The organism is Lacticaseibacillus sp. 22, assembly GCF_055413445.1.
Genome location: NZ_JBVAYD010000024.1, coordinates 1 through 25,285, shown reverse-complemented (window position 1 = coordinate 25,285; position 25,285 = coordinate 1). Strand labels below are relative to the sequence as shown.

At 45.4% G+C, this 25,285-nt stretch carries 22 protein-coding genes; 7 read left to right on the top strand and 15 right to left on the bottom strand.

The annotated features are described in order from the left end of the window. Positions 1–94: 94 nt before the first annotated feature. Complete coding sequence (locus ACWP87_RS10650; RefSeq protein ID WP_005685273.1) at positions 95–1,933, top strand: FAD/NAD(P)-binding protein; 1,839 nt, start codon at positions 95–97, stop codon at positions 1,931–1,933. Positions 1,934–2,098: 165 nt separating this feature from the next. On the opposite strand, the gene ACWP87_RS10645 is transcribed toward ACWP87_RS10650, so the two are convergent. Further along, positions 2,099–3,004: a helix-turn-helix domain-containing protein gene (locus tag ACWP87_RS10645; RefSeq protein ID WP_005685272.1), complete on the bottom strand. Its 906-nt coding sequence runs from the start codon at positions 3,002–3,004 to the stop codon at positions 2,099–2,101. A 127-nt stretch (positions 3,005–3,131) separates the two neighbouring features. Between ACWP87_RS10645 and ACWP87_RS10640 the strand changes: the two genes are divergently transcribed. Then, positions 3,132–4,712: an ATP-binding cassette domain-containing protein gene (locus ACWP87_RS10640; protein ID WP_014568978.1), complete on the top strand. Its 1,581-nt coding sequence runs from the start codon at positions 3,132–3,134 to the stop codon at positions 4,710–4,712. A 91-nt stretch (positions 4,713–4,803) separates the two neighbouring features. Here the strand turns inward: ACWP87_RS10640 and ACWP87_RS10635 are convergent, their stop codons facing one another. The 9 genes from ACWP87_RS10635 to ACWP87_RS10595 form a co-directional block, all read right to left on the bottom strand. Next, complete coding sequence (locus ACWP87_RS10635) at positions 4,804–5,937, bottom strand: baeRF6 domain-containing protein (RefSeq protein WP_005685270.1); 1,134 nt, start codon at positions 5,935–5,937, stop codon at positions 4,804–4,806. Positions 5,938–6,079: 142 nt separating this feature from the next. Then, positions 6,080–6,547, bottom strand: coding sequence for an NUDIX domain-containing protein (locus ACWP87_RS10630; protein ID WP_005688288.1), 468 nt, complete (start codon positions 6,545–6,547; stop codon positions 6,080–6,082). 53 nt (positions 6,548–6,600) lie between these two features. After that, positions 6,601–7,077, bottom strand: a complete 477-nt coding sequence (locus tag ACWP87_RS10625) for a hypothetical protein (protein WP_005688289.1) — start codon at positions 7,075–7,077, stop codon at positions 6,601–6,603. Next, positions 7,077–7,745, bottom strand: coding sequence for an ATP-binding cassette domain-containing protein (locus tag ACWP87_RS10620; RefSeq protein WP_005688290.1), 669 nt, complete (start codon positions 7,743–7,745; stop codon positions 7,077–7,079). Before ACWP87_RS10620 ends, ACWP87_RS10625 begins: the two co-directional genes overlap by 1 nt. Further along, a complete protein-coding gene (locus tag ACWP87_RS10615) occupies positions 7,726–8,460 on the bottom strand; it encodes a hypothetical protein (RefSeq protein ID WP_005688291.1) in 735 nt (244 codons plus the stop codon). Before ACWP87_RS10615 ends, ACWP87_RS10620 begins: the two co-directional genes overlap by 20 nt. Before the next feature lie 6 nt (positions 8,461–8,466). Next, positions 8,467–9,171, bottom strand: coding sequence for a hypothetical protein (locus ACWP87_RS10610; RefSeq protein ID WP_005688292.1), 705 nt, complete (start codon positions 9,169–9,171; stop codon positions 8,467–8,469). Between the two features lie 3 nt (positions 9,172–9,174). Further along, complete coding sequence (locus ACWP87_RS10605; RefSeq protein WP_015764815.1) at positions 9,175–9,963, bottom strand: hypothetical protein; 789 nt, start codon at positions 9,961–9,963, stop codon at positions 9,175–9,177. 609 nt (positions 9,964–10,572) lie between these two features. Then, on the bottom strand, positions 10,573–12,195 hold the full coding sequence (locus tag ACWP87_RS10600; RefSeq protein ID WP_005688056.1) for a peptide ABC transporter substrate-binding protein: 1,623 nt from the start codon (positions 12,193–12,195) through the stop codon (positions 10,573–10,575). Between the two features lie 307 nt (positions 12,196–12,502). Next, the gene (locus tag ACWP87_RS10595) at positions 12,503–14,884 is read right to left on the bottom strand and encodes a phosphoketolase family protein (protein ID WP_005688054.1); all 2,382 of its coding nucleotides are present in this window, start codon (positions 14,882–14,884) and stop codon (positions 12,503–12,505) included. A 249-nt stretch (positions 14,885–15,133) separates the two neighbouring features. Between ACWP87_RS10595 and ACWP87_RS10590 the strand changes: the two genes are divergently transcribed. The 3 genes from ACWP87_RS10590 to ACWP87_RS10580 all read left to right on the top strand — a co-directional run bounded on the left by ACWP87_RS10590 (position 15,134) and on the right by ACWP87_RS10580 (position 17,078). Then, a complete protein-coding gene (locus ACWP87_RS10590) occupies positions 15,134–15,280 on the top strand; it encodes a hypothetical protein (RefSeq protein ID WP_005688051.1) in 147 nt (48 codons plus the stop codon). 13 nt (positions 15,281–15,293) lie between these two features. After that, positions 15,294–15,467: a hypothetical protein gene (locus ACWP87_RS10585; RefSeq protein ID WP_005688049.1), complete on the top strand. Its 174-nt coding sequence runs from the start codon at positions 15,294–15,296 to the stop codon at positions 15,465–15,467. 162 nt (positions 15,468–15,629) lie between these two features. After that, positions 15,630–17,078 (top strand): MFS transporter, encoded by a 1,449-nt coding sequence (locus ACWP87_RS10580; RefSeq protein WP_015764814.1) that lies wholly within the window; start codon positions 15,630–15,632, stop codon positions 17,076–17,078. Between the two features lie 14 nt (positions 17,079–17,092). Here ACWP87_RS10580 and ACWP87_RS10575 read toward each other — a convergent pair whose 3' ends face one another. Next, positions 17,093–17,812: an endonuclease III domain-containing protein gene (locus ACWP87_RS10575; protein ID WP_005688045.1), complete on the bottom strand. Its 720-nt coding sequence runs from the start codon at positions 17,810–17,812 to the stop codon at positions 17,093–17,095. Positions 17,813–17,964: 152 nt separating this feature from the next. Here ACWP87_RS10575 and ACWP87_RS10570 point away from each other — a divergent pair, with 152 nt between their 5' ends. After that, entirely contained in the window at positions 17,965–18,789 is an 825-nt protein-coding gene (locus ACWP87_RS10570) for a metallophosphoesterase family protein (protein ID WP_005688043.1), read from the top strand. A 145-nt stretch (positions 18,790–18,934) separates the two neighbouring features. On the opposite strand, the gene ACWP87_RS10565 is transcribed toward ACWP87_RS10570, so the two are convergent. The 3 genes from ACWP87_RS10565 to ACWP87_RS10555 form a co-directional block, all read right to left on the bottom strand. Continuing rightward, positions 18,935–20,272: a PTS ascorbate transporter subunit IIC gene (locus ACWP87_RS10565; RefSeq protein ID WP_005688041.1), complete on the bottom strand. Its 1,338-nt coding sequence runs from the start codon at positions 20,270–20,272 to the stop codon at positions 18,935–18,937. A 110-nt stretch (positions 20,273–20,382) separates the two neighbouring features. After that, positions 20,383–21,252 carry a class II fructose-bisphosphate aldolase gene (locus ACWP87_RS10560; protein ID WP_005688039.1) on the bottom strand — a complete coding sequence of 290 codons (870 nt, stop codon included), beginning with the start codon at positions 21,250–21,252 and terminating at the stop codon, positions 20,383–20,385. A gap of 11 nt (positions 21,253–21,263) precedes the next feature. After that, complete coding sequence (locus tag ACWP87_RS10555) at positions 21,264–22,760, bottom strand: FGGY-family carbohydrate kinase (protein WP_005688037.1); 1,497 nt, start codon at positions 22,758–22,760, stop codon at positions 21,264–21,266. A 166-nt stretch (positions 22,761–22,926) separates the two neighbouring features. On the opposite strand from ACWP87_RS10555, the gene ACWP87_RS10550 reads away from it, so the two are divergent. Then, a complete protein-coding gene (locus ACWP87_RS10550) occupies positions 22,927–23,679 on the top strand; it encodes a DeoR/GlpR family DNA-binding transcription regulator (RefSeq protein WP_014568974.1) in 753 nt (250 codons plus the stop codon). A 146-nt stretch (positions 23,680–23,825) separates the two neighbouring features. On the opposite strand, the gene ACWP87_RS10545 is transcribed toward ACWP87_RS10550, so the two are convergent. Then, entirely contained in the window at positions 23,826–25,016 is a 1,191-nt protein-coding gene (locus tag ACWP87_RS10545; RefSeq protein ID WP_005688033.1) for an acetate kinase, read from the bottom strand. Positions 25,017–25,285 lie beyond the last annotated feature (269 nt).

The window sequence follows — 25,285 nt, the reverse complement described above, 5'->3', positions numbered from 1 at the left end:
ACCTAAAGCAAGTCGCTAACTGCTTAGGGACACTTCCAAGTATAATAAATTTGTTACTTCTTAATTTATCATCTCATAAAGGAGCAGATGCGGCATGCACATTACGCTTATCGGTGCCGGGCCACGTGGCTTAATGCTTTTAGGTCGGCTTATCAGTTGGCAACGGACCCGTTATCCCCAGCGCCAACTCACCATTTTCCTAGTTGATCCGTATCCAATTGGCGGTCGCGTTTGGAAGATCGATCAAGACCCTAATCTCATTATGAATACTGCTGCGGCACAAATCACCTTATTTACCGATCAAACAGTGACAGGCGTGGGACCGTTTATTGCCGGTCCGGACTTAAGCACCTGGGCGCTCACGCTTGCTGCCGATTACCTCGATGCTCACCCCGAAATTAACAACCGTTCGATTCTGATGCGCCAGGCTGCCAATCTGGGACCCAACAGCTATGCGTCCCGCGCGTTGTACGGCGTCTACCAACAGTGGTTCTTTGACTTGCAAAAATACCAAGCCGGCACCAACATCATCACCTATAAGCAGCAAACCGTGAACCGGCTAGATAAAAAAGCTGCCGGATTTACCGTCACCACCGACCAAGAGAGCTGGCAAACCGATCAAGTGGTCATGGCCTTGGGAAATCTAAAAAACTCATTGACGCGCGACCAAAAGGCATTGCACGATTATGCGCAAACACACCAGCTCTTTTACCTGGAACCGGGTTTCCCCGAAGAAGGTGATCTCAGCGGCATCGAAGCACAATCGCCGGTCATTATTCGCGGACTGGGCTTGAGTTTCTTTGATTTGATGAGTCGTCTCACTGAAGGTCGCGGCGGACAATTCCAAAAAGCGCCAGACGGTCTGCTTGTTTATCATCCCAGCGGCCGCGAACCACATATTTTTGCCGGCTCCCGCCGCGGTTTTCCTTATCGTGCTAAAGGCCGTAACCAAAAGGGACCGGGTGAAGAATGGCAGCCGCATTTCTTGACACCACAACAAATTGACGCTTGGCAAACTCATGGCGAAGTGAGCGGTCAAACCTTCTGGGAAGCCTTAAAGCACGAAGCCGAGTTGATTTACTATCGGCTTTTGTTGCCCCAACGCTACCCAGAAATTGACGAGGCAGCTTTTGAACGCGATTTTATCGCCGACCCTGTTGCCACCTTGGGAGCACTGCCAATCGCCGCTAAAGATCGTCTCGATTGGGATGCTTTGGCTGATCCCACCAAGGCGCATCCAAGCGGCCAACCGTACCAAGACTTCATGCGGCATTATCTGCGCCAGGATGCCCAAGAAGCGATGCGCGGCACCAAAACCGGACCACTGACCAGCGCGCTTGAAGTTTTACGCGACATGCGTGATCCCATTCGCCAACTCGTTGAGCGTAATCTTCTCAGTCAGGATCAATACCTGGACTTCTTCTTGCGCTGGTTTAACTCACTGAATGATTTTCTTTCAATCGGACCGCCTGCTTTGCGGATTGACCAACTGCAAGCACTAATAGGTGCCGGTATCGTCACTATTTTACCGCCCGGCATGCAGATCAAAGGTATTGACGGCCAATTTCTTTTAAAAACCCCGAGCGATCCAAAATTTTCGCTTCAAGCCAAAACCTTGCTAGAAGCACGCGTTCCGGCAGTCAATGCGCCCACTGCCCAAAATCCATTAGTACAGCAGCTGCTTCATGACGGGTACGCACACACTTATGAACTGCAGCTCAACGCCGACAAACGCTTCCAGTCAGGCGCTATTGCCATTGACCGTCAAACCCAACAGCTACTTGACCAAAAAGAACATCCACAAGCCGGCCTCTTCTTCTGGGGCGTCCCGACTGAAGGCGTTCACTGGCTCACCACTGCCAGCCCGCGGCCACTGGTCAATGATGTGAGCCTCAAAACCGCTGAACAAATTGTCAAAGTGATTTTTGGGTGATTCACTGGTATCGCGATATTTGAATATCAACCAAAAAGTTCAGGTTACCTCATCACACCAGAGGACGACCTGAGCTTTTTCGTGCATTGACATCTGACTGATTTAATCCAGTTTGCTGAAGATTAATCATGTCAGCTCAATGACAATTTATCTAGCCGATCTGAATTAGAAGATATAACTTTGCCATCCAGCTGGAAAAGCATCGGTTTGCTTAGTTTCATTTATGAACATTTCAGCTTGATTTTTAAATGCAATAAAGAAATTTGTCGCACCAAGTTCTTTTTGAATGGCGATAATTTTTTCGACTTGATCTTTGTGCGCCGCCGTACCGTCCTCACAGTAGATACAAAGCGCCTCAGCAAGTGCAATCAGAAACCGTTCTGCCATCATGCCATCTTCAACATGACTATCTTTCATCACTCGCAAATAGTGTCTTGCTGTCGTTAGATCTCTAGCAGACAAGTTTACGATTACAACGTTGTATAACAAATTGATAATCAGCTGAAAATTTTGGTGAATCTCCCAAGCCACATTAACTTGAGCCGCCAATTCACGCGCCAGTTGATTGACAGTTCGCAAAGGTAAAGCTGATATCGTATTACCAAAAAGTAGCAGTTCAAACCGGGTCCAACCATCTACATGAAAGAGGTAGTCCGTCAAAACGTCAATATCCGCTTGGGAAAGCGTTTCACCGGTCATATCAGCGATCATAGCATTAACCATGATTAAAATAAGTTGATTATATTTTCCCGGAAACGCCGTAAAATGTTCTGCCGCGCGTTCCCGCACCAATTCAGCTTGATCACGATTGTTGTTAACAACTGCTTTTGTAATATCCGCTAATATCGACTGCTCATACAAAGCCTCCTGAAACGCCAGTGCATTCCCAAACTCAGCAAACGTGACATGGAGACGTTCCAGTAATGCTAATAATTTAGTAGCCGATATTTGTGTTAGGTTTCGTTCGAACTTAGAGAGTTGTGCTTTTGAAAGAATTCCAGTACTAAGATCTGCCTGACTCATTCCTTTACGTTCGCGTAAGTTATTAATAACTTCCCCAATATTTTTCACAGTCTGCCTCTTTTTCATATATGAAACGTTTTTAATTAAAATCATATTAGCACATATACTTACACTATCAAATACCACGATCGCCCTAAGATGCAATACACAACTTTATCAGAAAGGCTGATGTCTTATGAAACCAACAATTAAACTATTAGCACATCAAAAACTACTGACGCTACTGACAACACTTTTGATTTTGATTGAATCGCTTGGAAAGGTTACAAGTTCTTTAACCTTGGCACCACTGACTGATCAACTTATTAACAAGAATTTTCGGGGTGTGGTTTTCTGGTTATTGGCAACTATTTCAATTTGGGGCGTGACGCTGACGATTGCTTATGTCAATTCGTTGCTGAAAGCTCAGATCATTCGCAAAGTCACCAATCAACTTCGAACCGATATCGCGAACGGGCTCACCAGTATTCCGGTTTATGAATATAATAAGGTCAACCACAATGAATATGTCTCGTGGTTGACCAATGATATCAACATGATCGAACAAAATGGTTTACAAACATTCTTCTCATTGCTAGGCAATGCTGCAACACTTTTATTTGCCATTACTTCTTTGGCCTTCTACCATTACAGTCTAGCCTTTGCTGCCATTATCCTGGGCCTCCTCACCATGACCATCCCACAATTTTTCTCAAAAGTTATGACACACGAAACGAACCGGATCGCTTCTGCCAATAGTTCTTTTTTAGAGAAGTCAGATGATATCATCGGCGGTTTTTCAGTATTTTTTAGTCATAACTTAGGTGACAGATTCACACAAAAACTAGCGGACGCTTCTGATTACCAAGGAAAAGAAAAGGTTCGCTACGCCAGAAACGTTGGGCTTGTTAACCTACTCATCAGCGGCGTGAATGTCACTGCCCAAATGATCGTTCTGGCTTTAACTTGTCTATTAGTCATCGGTGGCTATTTCTCCGTCGGGGTGATTTCGGCAAGTGGCTCGTTGGCAGGAACAGTATTCAATAATTTGGCTGGCATGGTGCAAGGAATCTTTCAAATGAAATCCGTCAGCGTCTTACTTCACAAGAACAGCCATTTAAGTCAGTTACCACGTTTAGCCGAAGATCGGTCATTTGACCATGCGCTTACCCTGGATCACCTCTCGTTTAGCTATGACGAAAAGCCCATCATTAAAGATGTTTCCTACACTTTTAAACGCGGAGGAAAATATGCCATCTTGGGAAAAAGTGGTGTTGGGAAATCAACACTTATCAATCTTATGAGTGGAAGGCTAAGTGATTATCAAGGTGCAATCCATGTCGATAACACCGAATTGAAATCGCTGGCGACAACCGCTTTAAACGCCAAGATCGAACTGGTAGACCAGAAGTCCTATATCTTTAACGAAAGCGTTCAGGAAAATATCACATTAGGGGTTGCTAAACAAACGAATGCATTAACAAACATTGTAAGGTTCCTAGGAATTGATAAGTTTGCTAATCTAACCACAAACATTCACGAACATGGCAGCAACCTGTCAGGCGGCCAACGACAAAAGCTAGCGTTGGCACGGGCACTAGCATTTCACAAACCAATCCTAATTGTTGACGAGGTGACCGCTGGGATCGACACCGAAAATGCCCAGACAATTGAAGATGCTTTATTAGCCAACAAGGAGCTTACTGTCATCATGATTACGCATCATCTCACCGAAAAGACTAAATCTCAGTTGACCGGAACTCTCGAATTAGCATAAAAAACCTGAGTTGAGAAAAATTCAGTTCTCCTATTTTCCAACAAAAAACGAGCCGCCAACTTGGCAGCTCGTTTTTGTTCACAATCATTGACTAAGCATAACGCATCGTAGCGCCGACTTTAGCTGATAAATGGGCTTCGGGCAAAAGTTCAACCTGACCGCCGTGGCCTAATACAATGTCCGCCAATGTATTTAACAGATTCGCATGCTGAGCGGCCTTGGAATCGCGCTCAATCTGATCACCTTCAAGCCGCGCGTGAATGCGTGCGCCGGCTTGAACAAAGAGGATGGCGATTTGTCCACGCAATGCCGCCGACACAATCGTTGCCAATTCATCGGTGTAACTGCCATTGCCGCGTGCGTTTTCAATGACATTAGCGAAGTGTTGTCGGCGCCGATCACGCAATGTGGCGCGCACTGGTTCAAGTAAGTCATCCAGCTCAACAAAATCAAGCGTTGCCGGACTTTTGACCACTGCAAGTTTCGGCAGTAAATGATGGTTCTTGGAAATCTCGCGGAATACCGCTACATTCTCTGCTAAGCCCATGAGAACCAGCGGCATTTTTTTAGGATTCGAATAATTTGTCAGTAAATATTGATCAACTGCCTGGTAGAATCGCCGTTGATCGCTTGCCTTCTCGGCGGATTTTTCGTTGTGCCCATGGTAAGTGACGTGGCCACCGCCTTGAGACACACTATTTAACTCGCCGCCTCGAATTTCTGTTCCAAGTGTGCCTTTCAATGTTTGTGGCGCATCGTCTGGTAAGGAAACCGAGCGCACTTGGTGACCATGGTTATGGTATAGCTGAATACTATCAGCGTTAAGCGCCAGAATATCAAAATCTGTTGCCGTTGCCTCATCCAGCATCAAAGGCAAAATCTGCGGCACTTCAGTTACCATTGCCACTTCATCAACTGCTTCATACATTGGGGTTACATACGTTTGCGCACCGTTCGTCAACATACCAATCCCGTTTGCTTCGCTGTCTTGCCAAAACATCGGATCTTGCTCATATGGTTCAAGTTCGGCAGCATATGGCGCAAAGTCGGTGTCCGAATAGGTTTCCGCCATCACCGTCTTGACATGTTTAAGCATATTCTTGAACCGGATCCGCAACTTCTCAACCGGTGTATGCTCCGGCCAAGACATGTACAGTGATACATACGGACCCTGTTTGGTATCCGCTAAAAATTGCTGCAACGTCGGTCTAGTCGTTATATCCATAAAAATGCAACTCCCTTCCGGCTGTAGCCTACCTTAAGCGTATCAAGGTTGACAAAGAAAGGCAAAATAAGCACCTCTAATTATATATTTTATAATTTAAGCCCTCGTGTGCGCGCTTTCAAGCCGAAAAGTCACTCAAGTTTCATTCCGAATGATGATCGACAAGGTGCAAAAGTGTTGCACTAGGTTCTAAAAATTGTGTCAAAGCGCGCGGTTGCAAGTGTTTAGCCACCTCTGACTTCGGCAACCACTGCCCCTGCAGCCCCTCCTGCCAAACCAGTTCGTCAATTTGCGCCTGGGACAGTACCAAGCGATGCACCATGATCAGTTGTTGATAGGTTCGATCAGGCTGTTGCCAAAATGATTCAAGTACGCCTACTAGTGGCGGCTCATCGACCTGAAGCCGCAATTCTTCATATAGCTCACGCTTAGCTGCTACACCGGAAGTTTCACCAAACTTCACTGCACCCCCGGGGACAATGGCAACACCACTAGTAGGCTGCACCGTTACTAACACTTGATTGTCATGCACCAGTAAAACGGCAGCACGGAAATCAAATTTAGCATGTGGTGAAAGTTGAAATCTCAAGTCGTCTATTTCTTGAACCACAGCGCTCAACTCCTCTAAACCGCATTCAGTCACCAAGCTATGTTAACACGATCTCATTCCTTGAACGTTACAATCTGAACGAGATTTTGTGAACGTGCAACCCTTGGCAATGTCGTCATGACAACACGATTATATTTTGCCTGACTATAATAGGTATCCGTCAAAGTCAATACCTTCTTATCCCGGCTCATTACCGGAAGTTGTTCATTCGCTACTTCGCTTCCTTCGCGGTGTTGGGCGATTTGAATGCGGATATGTTGAAGGTTTTGTTTCGTAATTGCGCGTTTCAAAATCAGTCGCACCCGCCAACGCCCATTCGTTACCTTTGTTTCCAGCTTTTCGAGCACGACCGTTGTCTGATTCAGAACCACTTTTGCCGGCAACCGCAGCCGTCGCCTACAAACTGCCGGCTGTGCAACATTCGCATTAAGGGTTTGATAGCGCCAAACAAACAGCCCTACAAGAAGTATCATCACTGTTGCACAACCGCCGATTAAAAAGTAAATTCGCCGATGCACCGACTTCATCATTAAACCACATCCTCAACCTGCTGAAGTTTACCATTGGACAACTCAAATATCTGATCTGCTAGCGATTGCAACCACAAAAGGTCGTGAGTTGCGATCAGCACTAATTTCCCCTGGTCGCGAAGTTCCTTTAATAATTCAGTCAAAAACACGATACCTTCACGATCTAGTGCATTAGTAGGTTCATCCAACACAATAAATTCCTGATCTTCCATGATCGCTTGGGCAATTCCCAAACGTTGAATCATCCCTAGCGAATAGGTTGCGACTGGCTTTTTGTCATCTGGCAGTCCGACTCGAGTCATCACGGCATGAATCGCTTCATCATCAAGCTGACTACGAATCTGTCCCAAAGCCAATAAGTTATCATGCCCGCTCATGTCATTCATAAAACCCGGATGCTCAATAATAGCGCCGACACTTATCGGAAAAGCCCGCCGCGGATCAATTGGAACCTCATTCATCGTCACACTACCGCTGACAAGCCGTATAAATCCCAACATTGCTTTTAAAAAAACTGTCTTGCCTGACCCGTTTGGCCCAACAATGCCGTAAATATTAGGAGAGACAAAAGAAAGTGAAAGATCATCAAGAATCTTTTTCCGTCTCATCATCACGGACATTTGTGAAATATCAACACGAACACCTGATTTATTCCCGACCTGTGCCATATCGGCCCCACCTTCCTGGCATATAAAAAAGTTGAATCAGTAGCAAAAGAATGATCAAAATGATCTGATACCCAATCGCACCTAATAACTGTGAATCCGTTGCAAAGGTACTTCCAATGGAAAAACGCAAAGGCATCAACGGCATTTGCAGAAAACTTAAAAAGATGATCGTTAACGTTCCGACAACCCCAATCATGGGGCCAAAGTAACCTTCAAGAACCGCTTCTAAAACCACTAAAAACGTTTGACTCACAATAATAAGAATAATGAACAAGCCAGCCTCGCCAAATTGCTGCGTCCTCAAAAAGAAATGTGTCAGTGTGCCGACTGCAATGCCCACTACCAATAAAAGGCTTGCCTCCCTCAAAACCACTTGCTTTAAAGGCCAGATATAAGCACCAAGTCTTCGATGCATCCGCAAGCTAAGAAACGTATACAAATTACGCTGATAAGCATCTGTCACCCCGGCACAAATGAAGATGGGTAAAGACATGAATCCAACCCACAGAAGCAACCACCACAACTGACTGCTCGCAAACCGATCCGGCATTGCGCCAATAAATACAGTCATCACCGGATCGTGAACTTGTCGTAATAACTTGCTATTCTGTTGATCAAAATACAACGCTAGCGAGCTTATCAAGAGTAAGACCTCAAGCAGTAAAACCACTATCATGCGCTTATCAATAAGCGGTTTTTGCCATTGTATCTTCATTAAGTTTCACCCCTCGACAGGCAAGCGAACATGGTTAAATAATATCGTGATTATCTGAGCGCCAATGAATATTGCCAACCACTGCCTAGCAATATTGATCGGCCATATTGCATCTTTAGTTAACTTCGGGGTTACCAGATTTGCGACTTCAGTTAAATTGACAAAAGGAACGATATAAAAGCAGATAATCAGACTCAGCCCTAAGGAAATACCAATCGCTCTAGACCTAAAAACGACACAAAGAGCAAGTATCATTAGCGTATACAAAAACAGCCCGGTAAAGATATTCATCAATAAATTGGCATTAGCCGCAACCGACGTCATTCCGCCTTGACCTCGCGATAAGAAAAGCACCGCAGTTATCCAGACCATCCAGACCGCCACCGATATCACAAGATCCAAATAAAATAACACTCGCAAAATATATTTTGCTATCAAACTTCTGGAACCAATTCTTATGAGAAGACTCGTGTTTTGAGCTTGACTCACAAGTAAAAACGTCATCATCCCAACGATGGGCAAATAAAATATCACCTGTCCAAATGCACGTTGAACCGAAATGTTGGCATCCAATTGGCTGATCTCAAACCGTCCCGTCATAATTCCGGCAAGAACGAAAGTCAGGGCGAAAACAAGCACTGTCATCAAAAACAAAATGCTTTGCCAGCGTGAAATAAAATGTAGAAACAACTGATATTTCCTTATTTTCATAAACTAAGCCTCGATTTTTGGCACTCGAAAGCTAAAAAGACTCATTGCAATTAAAATGGCGGGCCATAAAAGAACGTAGACTAGCGAAGGTTGCCCAATAGTTGGAACAATCTGTAAATAAGTAATAGGCGCTAAACTCGTCTTAAAGATTATAGAAATGCTTAATAATATTAACTGAACCATCATGACCCCCATCAGCGACAGCACCATCTTCCCTGTGACAAAATAGAGAAAATTCGAAAAAATAGCATAGCTTGCCCCGTAAAAGGCTAGCAAAGCAATCCATCCCAACATGTAGGCCCAAGTATGGGTATAAAAAAGATTCCCCCCAAGTCCCAAATAACTAATCGCAACATTATTATTGAGCCATTGATTCGGCAGCACATTAGGATGAATCGCAAGCAAACCTAGGAAGTCTAAACCCAGTACCATGATTGGCACAATTGCACCAAGAACGCCCGCAGCCAAGAAAACCGACCTGCGATAAGCCACAAAGCTGTGCCGAAATCGCATTAACTTGGCATACCCACTGCGCCCATGGGAAGCAGCGATCATACCACCGGCAAGAACTGATAAAAGCGGCGCAGCCAAATTCCATGCAACAGGTAAACTTGAAGAAATATCAATTGGCAACCAGTTCATATATGGCGAAAAAAAGTAGAAACCCGTCAAATGCTTTCCCCCATCTGCATCATAGCCGGCATTTGCAATCAGGTGGCCCGAAATAAATAAAACTGCGAGTAACAAAGCCGTGATGGTTGATCGGGACTGCCAGTATTGTTTATTTCTCAAAGAGATCAACCCCCAAAAAGGCCGCTCCATTCTTATAAAGAGCGGCACATCATAGAACCTCCAAAATATTAAATATCCGGTTTCCGCCATCCGTTAGCATTGCCGTTACGCCAGCTCTGCATGTAAACAGTTGTTGAAATCCCAGAACAACAGTCTTCAATCACACAATTGTACATATCCAGCCTTGTGTTCGTATAAAACTCGTAGCGATGCCCATGTGAAGCATTAACTGCCCTGTGCTGTCTTTTCTAGAACATTACATAGAAATTATACGGTGTAAAATCCAATCTAGTCAATCCATTTTTAAATAAATATTTATTTCTATACGGATTTATTAAGCTATAATATATTTTTAAGTTATTTTTACTTTTATTTAAAGATTATTTTTATCAAAATATTATTCATTAACATATGTGTGTTGTGCTTATCTTACATCATTATTAATCCGGCCTTGGGTAGAATTATCGGTTTTGAAATTATTATATAATATATACCACAATACAAACTCTTTAATATCTGCTAGCTGAAGCTCACACAAAAAGCCCCTGCCTACGTTGGTGAAGTACGCCAACGCAAGCAGGGGCTTTCAAATGAAAATTTTAATCTTTACTACTTAGCCATATACGCACCAACAAAGTTATACATGTTGGCTGGGCTGAAGGTAACGCCCTTCAACTTCGGATTGCGTAAATGCCCTTGAACGGTTTGATACAGTGTCGCAACTGGGGCTTCTTTAGAAAGTAATTCCTGTGCCTTCAAAAGATCATTGTAACGTTTTGTTTCGTTGTTAGCATCAGTGGTCTCAGAAGCCTTGATCAGCTCATCATATTGCTTGTTAGACCAGTGGCTGAAGTTATACGTGTTTCCAGTTGTATAAAGATCCAGGAAGGAAATCGGATCCGGGAAATCGCCTTGCCAGCCGGAGAGAATGAACTGGGCGGTGCCATCCAAAGAACGCTGAATCCGAGTCTTGAATGGAACGGAGGAAATGGAAACCTTCATACCAGGTAACTGTTCCAAAGCTGATTGAATATATTCAGCCGACTTCTTAGCAACATCCGTGTCGTCTGTCGTCAGTGTAACTTGTTCGCCAGATTTGCCAACTTCTTTCAGCCCTTCAGCCCAAAGTTTCTTGGCTTCCTTCAAGTTGTATGACTGAACCGTTTCAGATTCTTTAGCTGCTTCCTTGGCGAAGTCCTCACCCGTCTTAGGATTTGAGCCAGAGTTTTCAGGCGTAAGTGTCGAAATCCCAAATGAGCCGTCACCGATCACCTTATTAGCGAACTCTTTACGGTTAATAGCCATTGCCACCGCTTGCCGTAACTTCAGGTTCTTGAAGTCCGGAACCTTTTCTTCGTTCATATCAAGATAAGAGGTCCGACCCTGTTTGTCGCCCACGTAATCTTTATCTTTAGCATGCTGTTTAGCGATTTCACCGGTTAAAACAGCATCGTCAAGTTTCTTAGTTGCAAACAAGTTAGCCGCAGTGTTAGCGTCTTTAACCACCTGAACATGAATCTTGTCTAGTTTAACTTGCTTGGCATTCCAATACGACTTATTCTTCACTTCGTCCCATGAATTCCCTGTGCCGTTCCAGTTAGTCAGCTTAAACGGTCCATTGAAAACCAGATACTTGCTTTGCGTTCCGAATTTCTTACCATATTTTTCAACCGTCTTTTGATTCAACGGGAAGAAGACTGGGTTAACCATCATAGTACTGAAATAAGGAATGGGACGTTCCATCGTTACGACCAGCTTGTAGTTGCCTTCCGCTTTTACCCCCAACGTTGATGGCGCCTTCTTACCGGCAGTAATATCGTCAGCGTTCTTGATACCCGAGAACAGATAAGCATACTCTGACTTAGTCTTAGGATCGGTTGCCCGGCGCCAAGCAAAAACAAAATCTTTAGCCGTGACAGGATCACCGTTGCTCCATTTGGTCTTACGTAGATTAAACGTGTACGTAAGCCCCTTATTAGTCGGCTTCACCACTTTGGTTGCGACAGCCGGCTGCAATTTCTTACCCTTGTAACGATAGAGACCATCGCCCGTATCGACCGCTGCCTGACCACTAATAACATCTGTAATATGCGCGTTATCCATGGTCGAAATGACATCTTTTTCCATTCGATTAAACGTTTCGGTGCTACTGCTGCTCTTGCTGCCACATGCAACCAAGAGAACTGCTGAGGCAACTACCATTGCCCCGGCGATCATTCGTTTAGCTTTCATCTACTCACCCTCAAAATGATAATACATTAAGAGTATATTAGAACTCGTGAGATGTAAAGGTGTTTTTTACATAATTTTTGCCATAGTATTCATATTTTGTTCACTTTTTGGCTGACAGTCGGTGACATTTTTTCTTAAACCGGTTCATCGCCATGAGCGTATGCGGTTACATCGCCACTCGTATTTATATCGATTAAAATAGTTATCATCTAAACTTAATTTCACAAAATAAAAATCGGCATTAGCGGTCACCTGCTAATACCGATTTGTTAATTATCTGAGCGATTGTACCAAGACTCGATTGGTATTACTTAATTGACTTCCAAGTCCACTCCTGAACTTCAGGAATATCTTCGCCGTTTGCCCGAATGAAGTCGTGGTGATATTGCAACGTATCATCCATCTTCTGAACAAAGGCAGCCGCTTTTTCAGCATATGCCGGTACATGCTGAATGATATCCTTGGCCAAGTGGAACCGATCAAGTTCGTTTAGAACCCGCATATCAAATGGCGTTGTGATATCGCCTTCTTCACGATAACCGTGAATCAGGACGTTACGATTCTGACGGGTAAAGAAGATGTCACGGATCAAGCCTTCAAAGCCATGATAGGCAAACAGAACCGGCTTATCCGTCGTGAAGTAACTGTTGAATTCAGCATCACTCAACCCACGCGGATCGATTTCTGGACTGCGCAGCTTCAAAAGATCAAGCACGTTAATGAAGCGAATCTTTAAGTCTGGGAAGGCGTCATGCAACAAGTTGATTGCAGCAAGGCTTTCCATGTTTGGCTCGGTCCCGGCAGCAGCAATGACAACATCCGGCTCAACACCATCATCATTGGAAGCCCAATCAATCCGTTTCAAGCCAGCATTGGCCAAAACAGTTGCTTCATCAATACTGTAGAACTGTGGCCGCGGCTGCTTGGAAGTAATCAGCACATTAACCGTGTTTTGTGAGCTGAATAGTTTTGGTGAAATGGCCAATAAACTATTCGCATCAGCTGGCAGATATTCGCGGATGTATTCGGCTTTCTTCTCCGCCATGTGGGTCAAAATGCCTGGATCCTGATGGGTGTAACCGTTGTGATCCTGTTGGAAGGACGTCGAAGTCGAAACCACGTTCAAGCTTGGATAAGCCTTGTGCCATGGTTCCTCATGGGCCTTACGAATCCACTTGAAGTGCTGGGTGAGCATCGAATCAACCACGCGCAGGAATGCTTCATAGCTTGTGAACAAACCATGCCGGCCAGTCAGCGTATAGCCTTCATTAAAGCCTTCCGCCTGGTGTTCTGACAGCTGCGAATCAATAATCCGGCCAGCCGGTGCCATGTATTGATCAGCTGGCTCCTTAATTGGTTCCAGCCACTGGCGGTTGGTGACTTCAAACAGACTGTAAAGCCGGTTGCTCATGGTTTCGTCAGGGCCAAAGATCCGGAAATTATGCGGGTTCAGCTTGATCAAATCACGCAGATAGTCTGACCACACAATCATATCCTGCTTAATTTGCTTGCCATGCTCGGTATTATCCAGTGCATACTTGCGATAATCAGGTAATACTAATGGCTTAGGATCAAGCCCGCCATTGGTGATCGGGTTAGCGGCCATCCGTTTGTCACCCTTTGGCGGTAACGCGGCCAGTTCCGGAATCAACTTGCCATTTTCATCGAATAATTCTTCTGGATGGTACGACTTCAGCCAGCCAGCCAACGAATCGGCATGTTCCATATCTTCAGCATCAACCGGAATCGGAATCTGATGCGCACGGAACGAGCCTTCGATTGGTTCGCCATTCCAGCTCTTAGGACCCGTCCAGCCCTTTGGTGAGCGGAAAATAATCACTGGCCAATGCGGCATTGTCGTATCGCCGGTTTCACGGGCATGCTTTTGAATCGCTTTGATTTCTTCGATCGCAGCGTCCATAACTTTTGCCATCTCAGGATTGAGCTTGGTTGGGTCATCGCCTTCAACAAAGTATGGCTTCCAACCCATGCCTTCAAAGTACTTGGTCAGATCTTCATCTGATTTCCGAGACAGAATCGTTGGGTTAGAAATCTTGAAGCCGTTCATATGCACGATCGGTAAAATTGCTCCGTCGCTGATTGGATTAATGAAGGTATTACTAAACCAAGATGCGGCTAACGGACCCGTTTCCGTTTCGCCATCACCGGTGACAACCGCGGCAATCACATCAGGATTATCCAAAATCGCCCCGGTTGCATGGCTCAGCGCATAACCTAGCTCCCCACCTTCATGAATTGAGCCCGGCGTCTGGGCGCTCGCATGCGATGCCACACCACCCGGCCAGGAAAATTGGGTGAACAGGTTCTTCATCCCTTCTTTATCCTGAGAAACCCGTGGATAAATCTCTGAATACGAACCATCGAGGTAGGAGTTGGAAACCATGACCTGGCCACCATGACCCGGACCTTCAATATAGAACATATTGAGATCGTACTTATTAATAACCCGATTCAAGTGCGTATAAATGAAGTTTTGCCCAGCAATCGTTCCCCAGTGGCCGATCGGATGTGGCTTCACATCTTCACTTTTCAGTGGTCGTTCCAACAAAGGATTGTCCTTCAAATAAAGCTGCCCAACTGACACATAGTTAGCTGCCCGCCAATAAGCGGTCATCTTGTCAAAGTATTCCTTGGATGAGTAATCAACGGTCTTTACTTTTGTATCCATGCTCATACCTACTTTCGGTTTTAATGCCTTCAGTATACCACAGTTTTGGCAAAAAGCGCTTATTTTGACTTAAATTCGCTTAAATTGCCTTAAATGTTGTTACCGTCAGTGCCTGCTAGCCCGATCATGGCGCATCCCGAACCATGAGCTCAATTTTTCCACCTCGCTTCTGCTATCTTCATGCAGCGGGTGTAAACTTAAGATGTGTTTAATACCTTCTATATAATGTGCAAGCAAAGGAGCGAGAGCATGAAAAAGCCGCTGATTAAGACTGTCACAACGCTTGCTGCTATTGGCATCATTGCCTATTGTCTCAAGCGATTCAGCGATGAGCTTGTCGTCTATGTGTCGCCGAGCAAGGCAATGAGTTACGATGCCTCGGAGTCTGACTTTTAAGGAGATGATTGGGTTGTCATTCTCAGAGCTTGATTGGTTGTTGTTGATTTTTGCCTTCATCGGCGCCTTTAGTTTGATGGTCTTTGGGCAATTAATGGCAGCTGTCATCATTATTATTTTGATGCTAGGTGCAGTCGTCATTGATCAAACTCAAACGCCGCATCATCCAAGACGGCCGGCGATTTAATATTCAATATTCAATGTATCCCTGTAGCCACTAAATAGCTTTGCTAGTGGTTGCAGGGATACATTTTCTTGTAGCTCTTACATTGAGAATGAAAAACTATAACCATTCAAAGCTCTTGACCTTAATTGTTACAATAGAGCTATTAAGGAGATGGTTGGCCACATGTCTACATCGACAAAACCTCAAGGCCGCGGCCTCGTTATGGCGGCGGTTTTTATTGCGACTTTCATGACCTCGGTCGAAGTCACCATTGTTACGACGGCATTACCCGCGATTATTAGTGATTTGCATGGGCTGGCTTATCAAAGCTGGATCATGAGTGCTTACTTACTCACAACTGCCATTACAACCCCAATTTATGGCAAGTTGGCTGATACGCTTGGGCGCCGTGGCGTTTTTCAGTGGGGTGTGGTGCTGTTTACGCTTGGCACGCTGCTCAGTGGCCTAGCGCCGCATATTTTACTGCTCATTTTAGCGCGCGCGTTGCAAGGTATTGGCGCTGGTGCGGTGATGCCATTAACTTTTACCATCATTGCGGACTATTACGATTTTGCCCACCGCGCGAATGTGCTGGCACTTAACAATACGGCTTGGGGACTTTCCGCCTTGGTTGGCCCTTTGATCGGTGGCTTTCTGGTGGATCAGTTGTCATGGCACTGGGTGTTCTTTGTGAATGTGCCGCTGGGAATTCTGGTCTTTGGCTTAATTCAAGTTGGCTATCGGGAACCGCGGCGGGAACATGTGTCGCTTACGATTGATTGGCTCGGAATCGCTTGGTTAGCTGTCACTTTGGTTGCCTTGCTTTTAGGCATTCAAGCACTTGATCAGCAGCCGTGGTTAGCCGCACTTTTAATCGTTCTTGCCATTGTCGGCGGGTATCTGTTAATTCGCCAAGAACACCGCGCTGTTGACCCTTTAATCGCGCCGCAGATGTTTCATCGGTTCACCTTTACCGTCCAAATCTTAACGGCTTTGCTGCTTAGTGGCGTCTTAATCGGTTATCAGGTTTATTTTCCGATCTGGTTACAATCGCTTTATCATTTAGGCGCCACCGCTGCAGGCTTGGTTGTGACTTCTAGCTCCGTATTGTGGTTAACCTCGTCGTTTTTAGTTGACCCTTTGATTAAGCGGATGGTGCCACGTACTTTGACACTGGGTCTGGTCACAATTCTGACGTTAGCCTACCTACTGCTCACATTTGCTTCGTCCTCATTCCCGGTTTGGGCTTTTTATGTCATTGCGATGATTAACGGAACGGTGATGGGGATTGTCATTAGTATGAACACGGTGCTTAGCCAACACTTGGTTCCTGACCGCTATGTCGGCTCGGCAACTAGCATCTTGACTCTAGGGCGATCGTTGGGACAAACGATTATGACGGGGGTTTATGGGGCTGTGTTAACGCTTGTGATCCGGGCTAATCTGCATGGCACTTCCTTTAAAGCCGTCAATGCAGCGATCAGCGCCAACTCAGCAACCACCGTCCACGATCCTCATGCTGCCGCCGCCATTCTCACTGGCCTCCACGGTGTTTTCATCATGGTCGTCATCATCATGCTCCTCGTCATTGTCATTAACTGGCGCGATCCTAACCGTGACATTATTCAGTAAAATTGGCGGCTTGCCTACTTGTCAGACTGCTCTGACATTCTGCGCCATTTGCCGCTGCCAGGGTCGTCATGCGGGGGCTCAATTTGTTTTGCTTCCGGTGGCCAGGCTGCTTCGGGCAAATTGGGCTGAAGCAAAAAATGATCATCATAGGCATGTCGTACCTGCGTTTTTCCATGTTCATCGATGAGAGCGTGCCATTCCCGCGCATCATCTAAACTGATGCCCGTTAACAGCGGGGTAAAATCGGCCTGCATTTTAGCGTAATTTTTATAGGGGCCGAAACCTAAGCGATTGAATAAGCGCATCGCATAAGTATCCGCGACAAACGTTTTCTTGCCAAAGGTGTACATCAACATGACATCGGCCGTTTCATTGCCGATACCGTTTAATGCCAGTAAAGTCTTGCGCAGTTCGGCTGTCGGCTTTTGGGCAATCTTGTCAAAACTGCCGCCTTGAGCCACAAACCACACCAATAGATCATGAATGCGCTGAGCTTTTTGGCGGTAAAATCCGGCCGGTCGCACAAGTGCTTCCAGTTCCGGTTGTGTTAGCGCCAGCAAGCGATCAACCTGCATGTAAGGCCGCAAATTATGCACCGCCTGCGCGACATTCTTAGAACTGGTGCGCTGGATCAGGATCATCATCAACCAATCTTCCAGTGAGTTTTGCTGCCACCAATACTGTTTGCCGTAATGCTGACTCAAGTTGTGCATGACAATTAACCGTTTATCCATCTTTTCACCCCTAACCTCTTATTAATATCGCACAATCAGGCAAAAATAAAGTAAACTAGACGTAACCGTTATTTATAGGTGTATGAATCGGCATGTTGAATAAACCACCGCTGGCAAAAAAGTGACGACAAAGACGTGAGGAGGCAAAAGCGATGACCATGATTGTTGTATCCGATATTCATGGCAATTTAAAAACAATGGATCGTGTTCGCTTGATGCAAGCCAAGTATCCCCATGCACTCACCGTCTATCTCGGGGACTACATTGACGGCTATCCGTATGGCGGCCGCGTTTTGAGTCAGATTCACGAACAGGTCCAAAATAGTCAGGCAATTGCAGTTCGGGGCAATCACGATCAGATGTTGCTGGATTATTTGGCGGACAAAGATAATCCTTGGTTCATCAATGGCGGTAAAGTAACGTTGCGCCAAATGATCAAGGATTTTGTCCCTGCCAACGCGCAAAAGTCCAATTTACGGCAGGCGGTGCAGCAACATATCGCGCCTCTGATTACATTCATTGCTGAAATGCCCACAGCGGTGACGTTTGACAAGCTTTTACTGATTCACGCCGGACTAGATCTATCCTTAGAGAACCCTTTAAAAGAGACCACACCGTTTAACCGCATGTGGGTCCGGGAGCCTTATATTTATGACATGCAGCAAACCCAAACGCGTCAGCATCCCATCTTTGCGCACAATCCGCTTAACAAAACCATTGTTACCGGACATACACCAACTGCCTTAATCTACGGTGACTATGCCGGCGATGCGAAACCGCCAGTTCCCGAAACTCCCTTAACTGGAAACTATCCGAAATGTCCGGTTAAAGTCATTCAGTACCCCCATGAATCGCCGCGTTATTTCATTGATGGGGGCAATCACATGGGATTTAAGGAAAACTATGGCAACATTTGCGTGTTTGATGAAACGAAGGGCGTCATGGTGGACTCTGATCAAGGGATTAACGCCGAATAACTTCTGAAAATCTGCGCATTAGAAAACTCAGATCGCTATGCAGTACATAAAAAGTCGATCCTGAAAAGCAGTCGCGTTTGCCATGCGGCCACTCTTCATGAGATCGACTTTTTATATATCAGCGCTATTAATTCAAAAGTTGCTATTAATCAACCAGTTTTTTCTTGTGTAAAGCACTAAAGACAAATGGGAAGGCAAAGATAATCAATGCAGCCAGCATGATCGGCCACTTACCAACTTTAGCAACAAGTCCAAGTAAGACCCCGATTGTATTGAAATCACTATCAGACCAATAAGTTGCAGTGTAACCCAAGCCTCCATAAAGACCGGTGGCGACCAAAGGCAAAAAGCTTAGAATAATCCCACCGATAAACGGTCCAATCAGCGCACCTTTGCGACCACCCGTAGCATTGCCAAAGATTGCCGCGATACCACCGCAGAAGAAGTGCATCACAATCCCCGGAATAACAATGGTTGTCCCGATTATGATCTGAACCCCCATAGAAAGTAAACCGCCGAGTAAGCTTACCAAGAAACCGGCCAGTAATGCGTTGGATGTGCCCTTAAACAGAATGGCAAATGGGTAACCGGGTACGGCGCTTGGAACAATCTTTTCGCTGAACCCCTTGAAAGCGGGTGTGATCTCAGCTAATAACATATTAACGCCTTGGACTAAGACGATAATCCCCGCGGTAAACTCAGCAGCTTGCAAGAGCGCCCAAACGTATGGATTCAAGTCGGTTAGCTTACCAACATACGCCGGCCCAGCCACTGCCGTCACCACGAAGAACAAGATGGTCATCACAATCGTAACGGAAACATTGCTATCTTGTAAAAATGCTAATGACTTCGGGAAATTAATATCTTCAATCGATTTCGATTTCTTATTCTTATTGACAAGTGATCCGATCTTTGCCGATAGCCAGTATTCCAATGTGCCGAAATGGGCAAAGCTCATGTCGTCACGTCCAGTAATAATTTTCATCGTTGGATGGGCGATGGCTGGGAAGACGCAGAGAATGACACCTAAAGTCATGGAACCAAAGACGATAGCTTCAACCGTATTTAAGCCGCCTAAGATCATAATCGGCGTTAAACAACATGCCATGTAAAACGCATGGTCACTTGATAAGAAAATATACTTAAACTTCGTAATACGCGCCAACACAATGTTCAATACAAGTCCAAAGACAAAGATAAAAGTTGCAACCGTTCCGTATTTAGCAACTGTCACTCCGATTGCCGCTTCGTTACTGGGAATCATGCCATGCATGTTGAAGGCCTTGGTAAATAGCTTAGCAAAGTTATTCAGCGCACCGACAATAATATTGGTACCTGCAAGCATGACGACAAAACCGATAAATGCTCGAACGGTTCCGCCAATGACTTCGGTAAACGGTTTACGTAATGCTATCAAGCCCACTAAGACAACAATTCCGGCGATGATGGAAGGCTGGCTGAGCATATCAACCAGAAATTTCATAAAAAAGCCTCCTTATATGTTGAGCGCCGTCTATTCTCTAAACTGAAGCGCTCTCATTTCTTCCTTGAAAACAGACGGACAGTCCCCTATCCGCCTGTTTTCCGAATTGCTTAAGCCTTACCTGCCGAACCGAAGACCCGTAGTCGCCCGCGAATTTCTTCTTCGACCATTTCGGTTTCCCAAATGCTAGCGTCCGAAATAAATAGTTGTTTATCACTGTCATCTTGTTCTAATTTCTTTTGAACACCCAACGCAACTCGATGAACCATTTCCGAATAGTAATTGATCTTGCAAATACCATTTTCAACTGACTTACGATATTCTTCATCTGTCAATCCAGAAGCGCCGTGAACGACGAGTGGGAAGTCAACCAAATCAGAAATTTCCTTTAACCGACTGAAACTTAAGTGCGGCTTCTGGGTATAAACCCCATGAACCGTTCCATATGCAACCGCCAACATATCAATGCCGGACTCTTCGATGAATTGCTTAGCTTCTTGAGGGTTCGTATACGTCTTATTTAGATCGGCATAATCAACTTTCTTATCGCCACTGCCTTCACGATTCATTGGTCCAAGCTCGGCTTCAACCGAAATGTTCAGAGGCTTGCAAATTTTGACAATTTCTTTAGTTTGGGCCAGATTATCAGCAAAATTTTCCTGTGACGCGTCAACCATAACCGAAGTGAAGCCTAATCGAATGGCTCGCATGATGTTATCGAAAGTTTCACCGTGATCAAAATGAACTGCAACGGGAACCGAAGCCTTGCGCGCAACGTTTAGCATAACCGGAGCAATCACATCCAGTGGCACATACTTATCATGTAATTCAGCAAACTGGATAATCACCGGTGAGTTTTCCTTCTCCGCTGCACCAACGATTCCGCGAATCATTTCAATGTCCGTCACGTTAAATGAACCAACTGCATAATGGCCTTCCTTAGCCTTTTTAATCATTTCTTTTGTATTAACTAAAACCATGATTTACCCTCCTATAAGCTCCGTAACTTTTTACCAAATGCATATAACTCACGATATTTCTTATATTGACGATTATAGAACGCCACGTTTTCCGGAATTGGCTTGAAAACCTTATCAATCGTGACCAGCTTCTTCATGGCAGACTCAAAAGAATCGAATAAGCCAACCGCAACACCGGCCATGATGATGACGCCCATCGTTCCGGATTCTTTCATATGAACGCGATCAACTTCTCGATTGAAGACATCAGCTTTAATCTGGAGCCAGGTATCAGATCGTGAACCCCCACCGGTCGCCCGCAACTTGTTGACATGCATGCCACCAGCTTCCATATTGTCCAGATTCATTCGCATTTCAAAGGCCACCCCTTCCATCAATGCCCGATAAATATCAGGCTTGCGGGTAGCTCCTGAGAGTCCGAGAATCATACCGCGTGCATCCTCATCGAAATAAGGAACTGCAGCGCCGGAAAAGTGCGGCAGTATCAGCAAATTTGTCGGCTTTTGCGGAACGTACTTATCAAAGATGTCATAGACACTCACGCCGGATAACTGTGCTGCTTGAACTTCTTCAAAGCCAAAAGTATCGCGATACCACTTGAGGGATGTTCCACCATCGTACATATAAGCTATCGTGGTATATTTGTTATCCAGATAAGGAACGGTCGGATAATTTTTCTTGGCATTTTCTTTGAGATGACTAGTGTCGGTAAAGATTGGCGAGATATTGTCAACCGATCCCATACCATCCGTGGCATCCCCAACATCAATGGTTCCGGCACCGATTGAAACGCAGATTTGGTCATGCGCGCCGGTCACCAACTTCATGTCGAGATTAACACCCAACTCAGAAGCTAATTCTGGTTTGATCGTTCCAACGACAGTACCAAGCCGGTAACACTTAGGTAATAGTTGACGATCAATGCCGGCAGCAGCCAATATATCTGAATCCCAGTCGTTGGTAGAAACATTAAATGCAAGTGAACGATCAGCTAACGTGTAGTCAATGGCATCAACATTGCCAAGTTTGTACAGAATATAAGCCCCATAAAGCAGGATACGATGAATTTTTTGATAGATCTCCGGTCGATGCTTCTTGATCCACATAATCTTAGGTACCGCGAAAGTGACCGCGGGATTCAACCCGGTTTTATTGCGAATTTCTTCGGCTGAAATCCGCGTTAACAAGTCATTCAACTCGTCTTTTCCACGGCTATCTGTCTGCAACATCGTATTCATCAACGGTTGGCCTTGAGCATCAACTGCTACAAATGCCTCGCCAAAAGATGAAACGCTGACTGCCAGCACATCTTCTTTCACGAACTTCTTTGACTCTTGAATAACTTCTTTAGTCGCTGACCAGACCACACTCGGATCTAGTTCATATTCGCCTTCTCTGGGAACCGATGTCTCGTATTCTCGGTAAGCAGCAGAAAGGATATTTCCTTCATTATCGGTAATCGTACTCTTAACACCGGTCGTCCCGAGATCCAATCCCATAAGTGCCACGTTGATGTACCTCCTTTGTGTTTGTAAACCGCTTTCATCTCGTAGTATAGGGGATTGAAAATATTTGACAATAGTTGACGACCATATCGAAAATTTTTCACTTTTTTTCGAATCGGTGCTATAATTTTGCATAAAATGATGCACCTTGAGAAAGAAGGGGTTCTTAGTGGTCTCATTTCAACGCCAAAACCAAATTTTAAAGATCCTTAATACGCAGCAATTCGCTAGATACAGCGATCTAGCAAAACAACTTTTCGTCAGTCCTGCTACGGTTAGGCGTGACACCTTGGATATGGAGAACCGTGGTTTAATCAGACGGGTTTTAAATGGCGTAACGTTAAGTGAAGAACCTAAAGATGTTCCATATGATTATTCGGTCACCTTGAATCTGGATGCCAAACGGGTGGTAGCCACACGCGCAAACCGATTAATCAAAAGTGGTATGAGTCTCTTTATTGATTCCAGCACCACCTCTTTAGTCCTTATTCGCGAGCTTAAGGATATTGATGAACTTTACATTGTCACAAATGGCATCTTGGTTGCGCTTGAAGCCTCCAAGCGCAATGGTTGGTATGTTAGCTTGGTAGGCGGAACTGTCAATAAAATGCTGGAGAATATCAGCGGAGACAAAGCAACTCGTGATATTGAGAATTATCAAGCCGATCTGGCAGTTTTTTCTTGCCGCGGTCTCATTGCTACAGGCGCCACCGATGCTAATGATCAGGAAGCCAACATCAAACGAGCTTTCGCTGCTAACGCTGATCAAGTGATGTTGTTAGTCGATCACACCAAAGTCGGTAAACACCAACTGTATATGAGTGCCCCGATGAATACGCTTGACTATATTGCTACTGACAAAGTGATGCCCGAAGCAATTGTTAATGCAGCTCGCGCTAACCACATCCGAATTTTCGATTGAGCGCATTAATTAAATGGGTAGCGTATCTGCAACAAGTATGCAAAAAAGCGCTAGAGACAAGTCATAAAACTCATCTCTAGCGCTTTTTTGGAGGAGCGTCTTGGTAATGTTCAATTTTTATACTGGCAACCGCTTGTGATTCAGGTTTAGCTCAGTGCCATCACATCGCGTACAATCATAAGTTCTTCATTTGTCGGTACCAGCAGCGTTTTCACGGTTGAATCTGCCGTGCTTAGATCTGCTTCAACGCCATGTGACTTGTAATTCAGATCATTGTCGATTTTGGCGCCGAGGTAATCAAGCGACCGCATAATCTTATCACGGATCTCGTCACCGTTTTCGCCAATGCCAGCGGTGAAGACCAGCACGTCGACGCCATCCATTAAAGCAACGTAAGAGCCAACGTATTTCACAACGCGGTTCACAAAAATATCCAGTGCCAGCTTAGCGCGTGTATTGGTGTCCTCGGCGGCTTCCAAGTCACGCATATCATTGCTGAGTCCGGAGATACCTAGCAGACCGGAATCGTTGTTGAGAATATGAATCATTTGGCCAACATCCGGTATCGCCAACTTCTTCATGAGATAGCCTACCAATGACGGATCAATATCACCTGATCGCGTGCCCATGGTGACACCTGCTAATGGCGTAAAGCCCATGGACGTATCAATTGACTGTCCGCCTTGAACCGCGGTGATGCTAGAGCCAGACCCTAAGTGCATGACAATCATACGTAGATCTTCTAGCGGCTTGCCCAACATTTCAGCAGCACGAGCGCTCACATAACGGACACTTGTTCCATGCGCACCATACTTCCGCGCACCATATTGCTCATAATATTCGTATGGAATGCTATATAAAAAGTTCTCCGGTTGCATTGTTTGGTGGAAAGCCGTGTCAAAAACTGCCACTTCATTCGCCCAAGGCATCATTTTCCGAAAAACCGAAATATAGTCCGCTTCAACGGGATTATGCAACGGTGCATAGTCGCGCAGATTCTGAATCTGCAGCAACGTCTCATCATCAACAACAACTGATTCGGCAAAAATTTCGCCGCCAGCAACCACTCGATGGCCGACCCCGATAATCTCGTGCAAATGCTCCACTAACCCTAGCGCCTTAATATTACCCATCAAGCTGGCAACTGCTTCTTGATAGTTTGCAATTGGGGTATCGCTCTCGTACTTCTGACCGTCGCCATATTTAATTTTAACCTTCGATTGCGGCTGGCCCAATCGATCGACCAACCCCTCAGCCAACTGCACTTCAGCCGGCATATCAAAAAGCTTCCACTTCAGGGTCGAACTACCTGCATTGACTGCGAGAATCTTTGCCATTATTTTATTCCTCCTAATTTTAAACAAGTGAGCGTGAGCCGGCGCGATTAGAAGTCGGAGTGTAAGTGGCCTCAGACGTGATGGCCCGGTCTTGGCCATTGCGGCTGAGGTCCTTACACGCAGACTTCTGCGCCGGCGAACGCGTTATGGTGAGCGTGAGCCAGCCCGGTTAGAAACCGGAGTGTAAGCGGCCTTAGCCGTGATGGCCGCTCTTTGGCCATTGCGGCTAAGGTCCTTACACGCAGGTTTCTGGGCTGGCGAACGCGTTA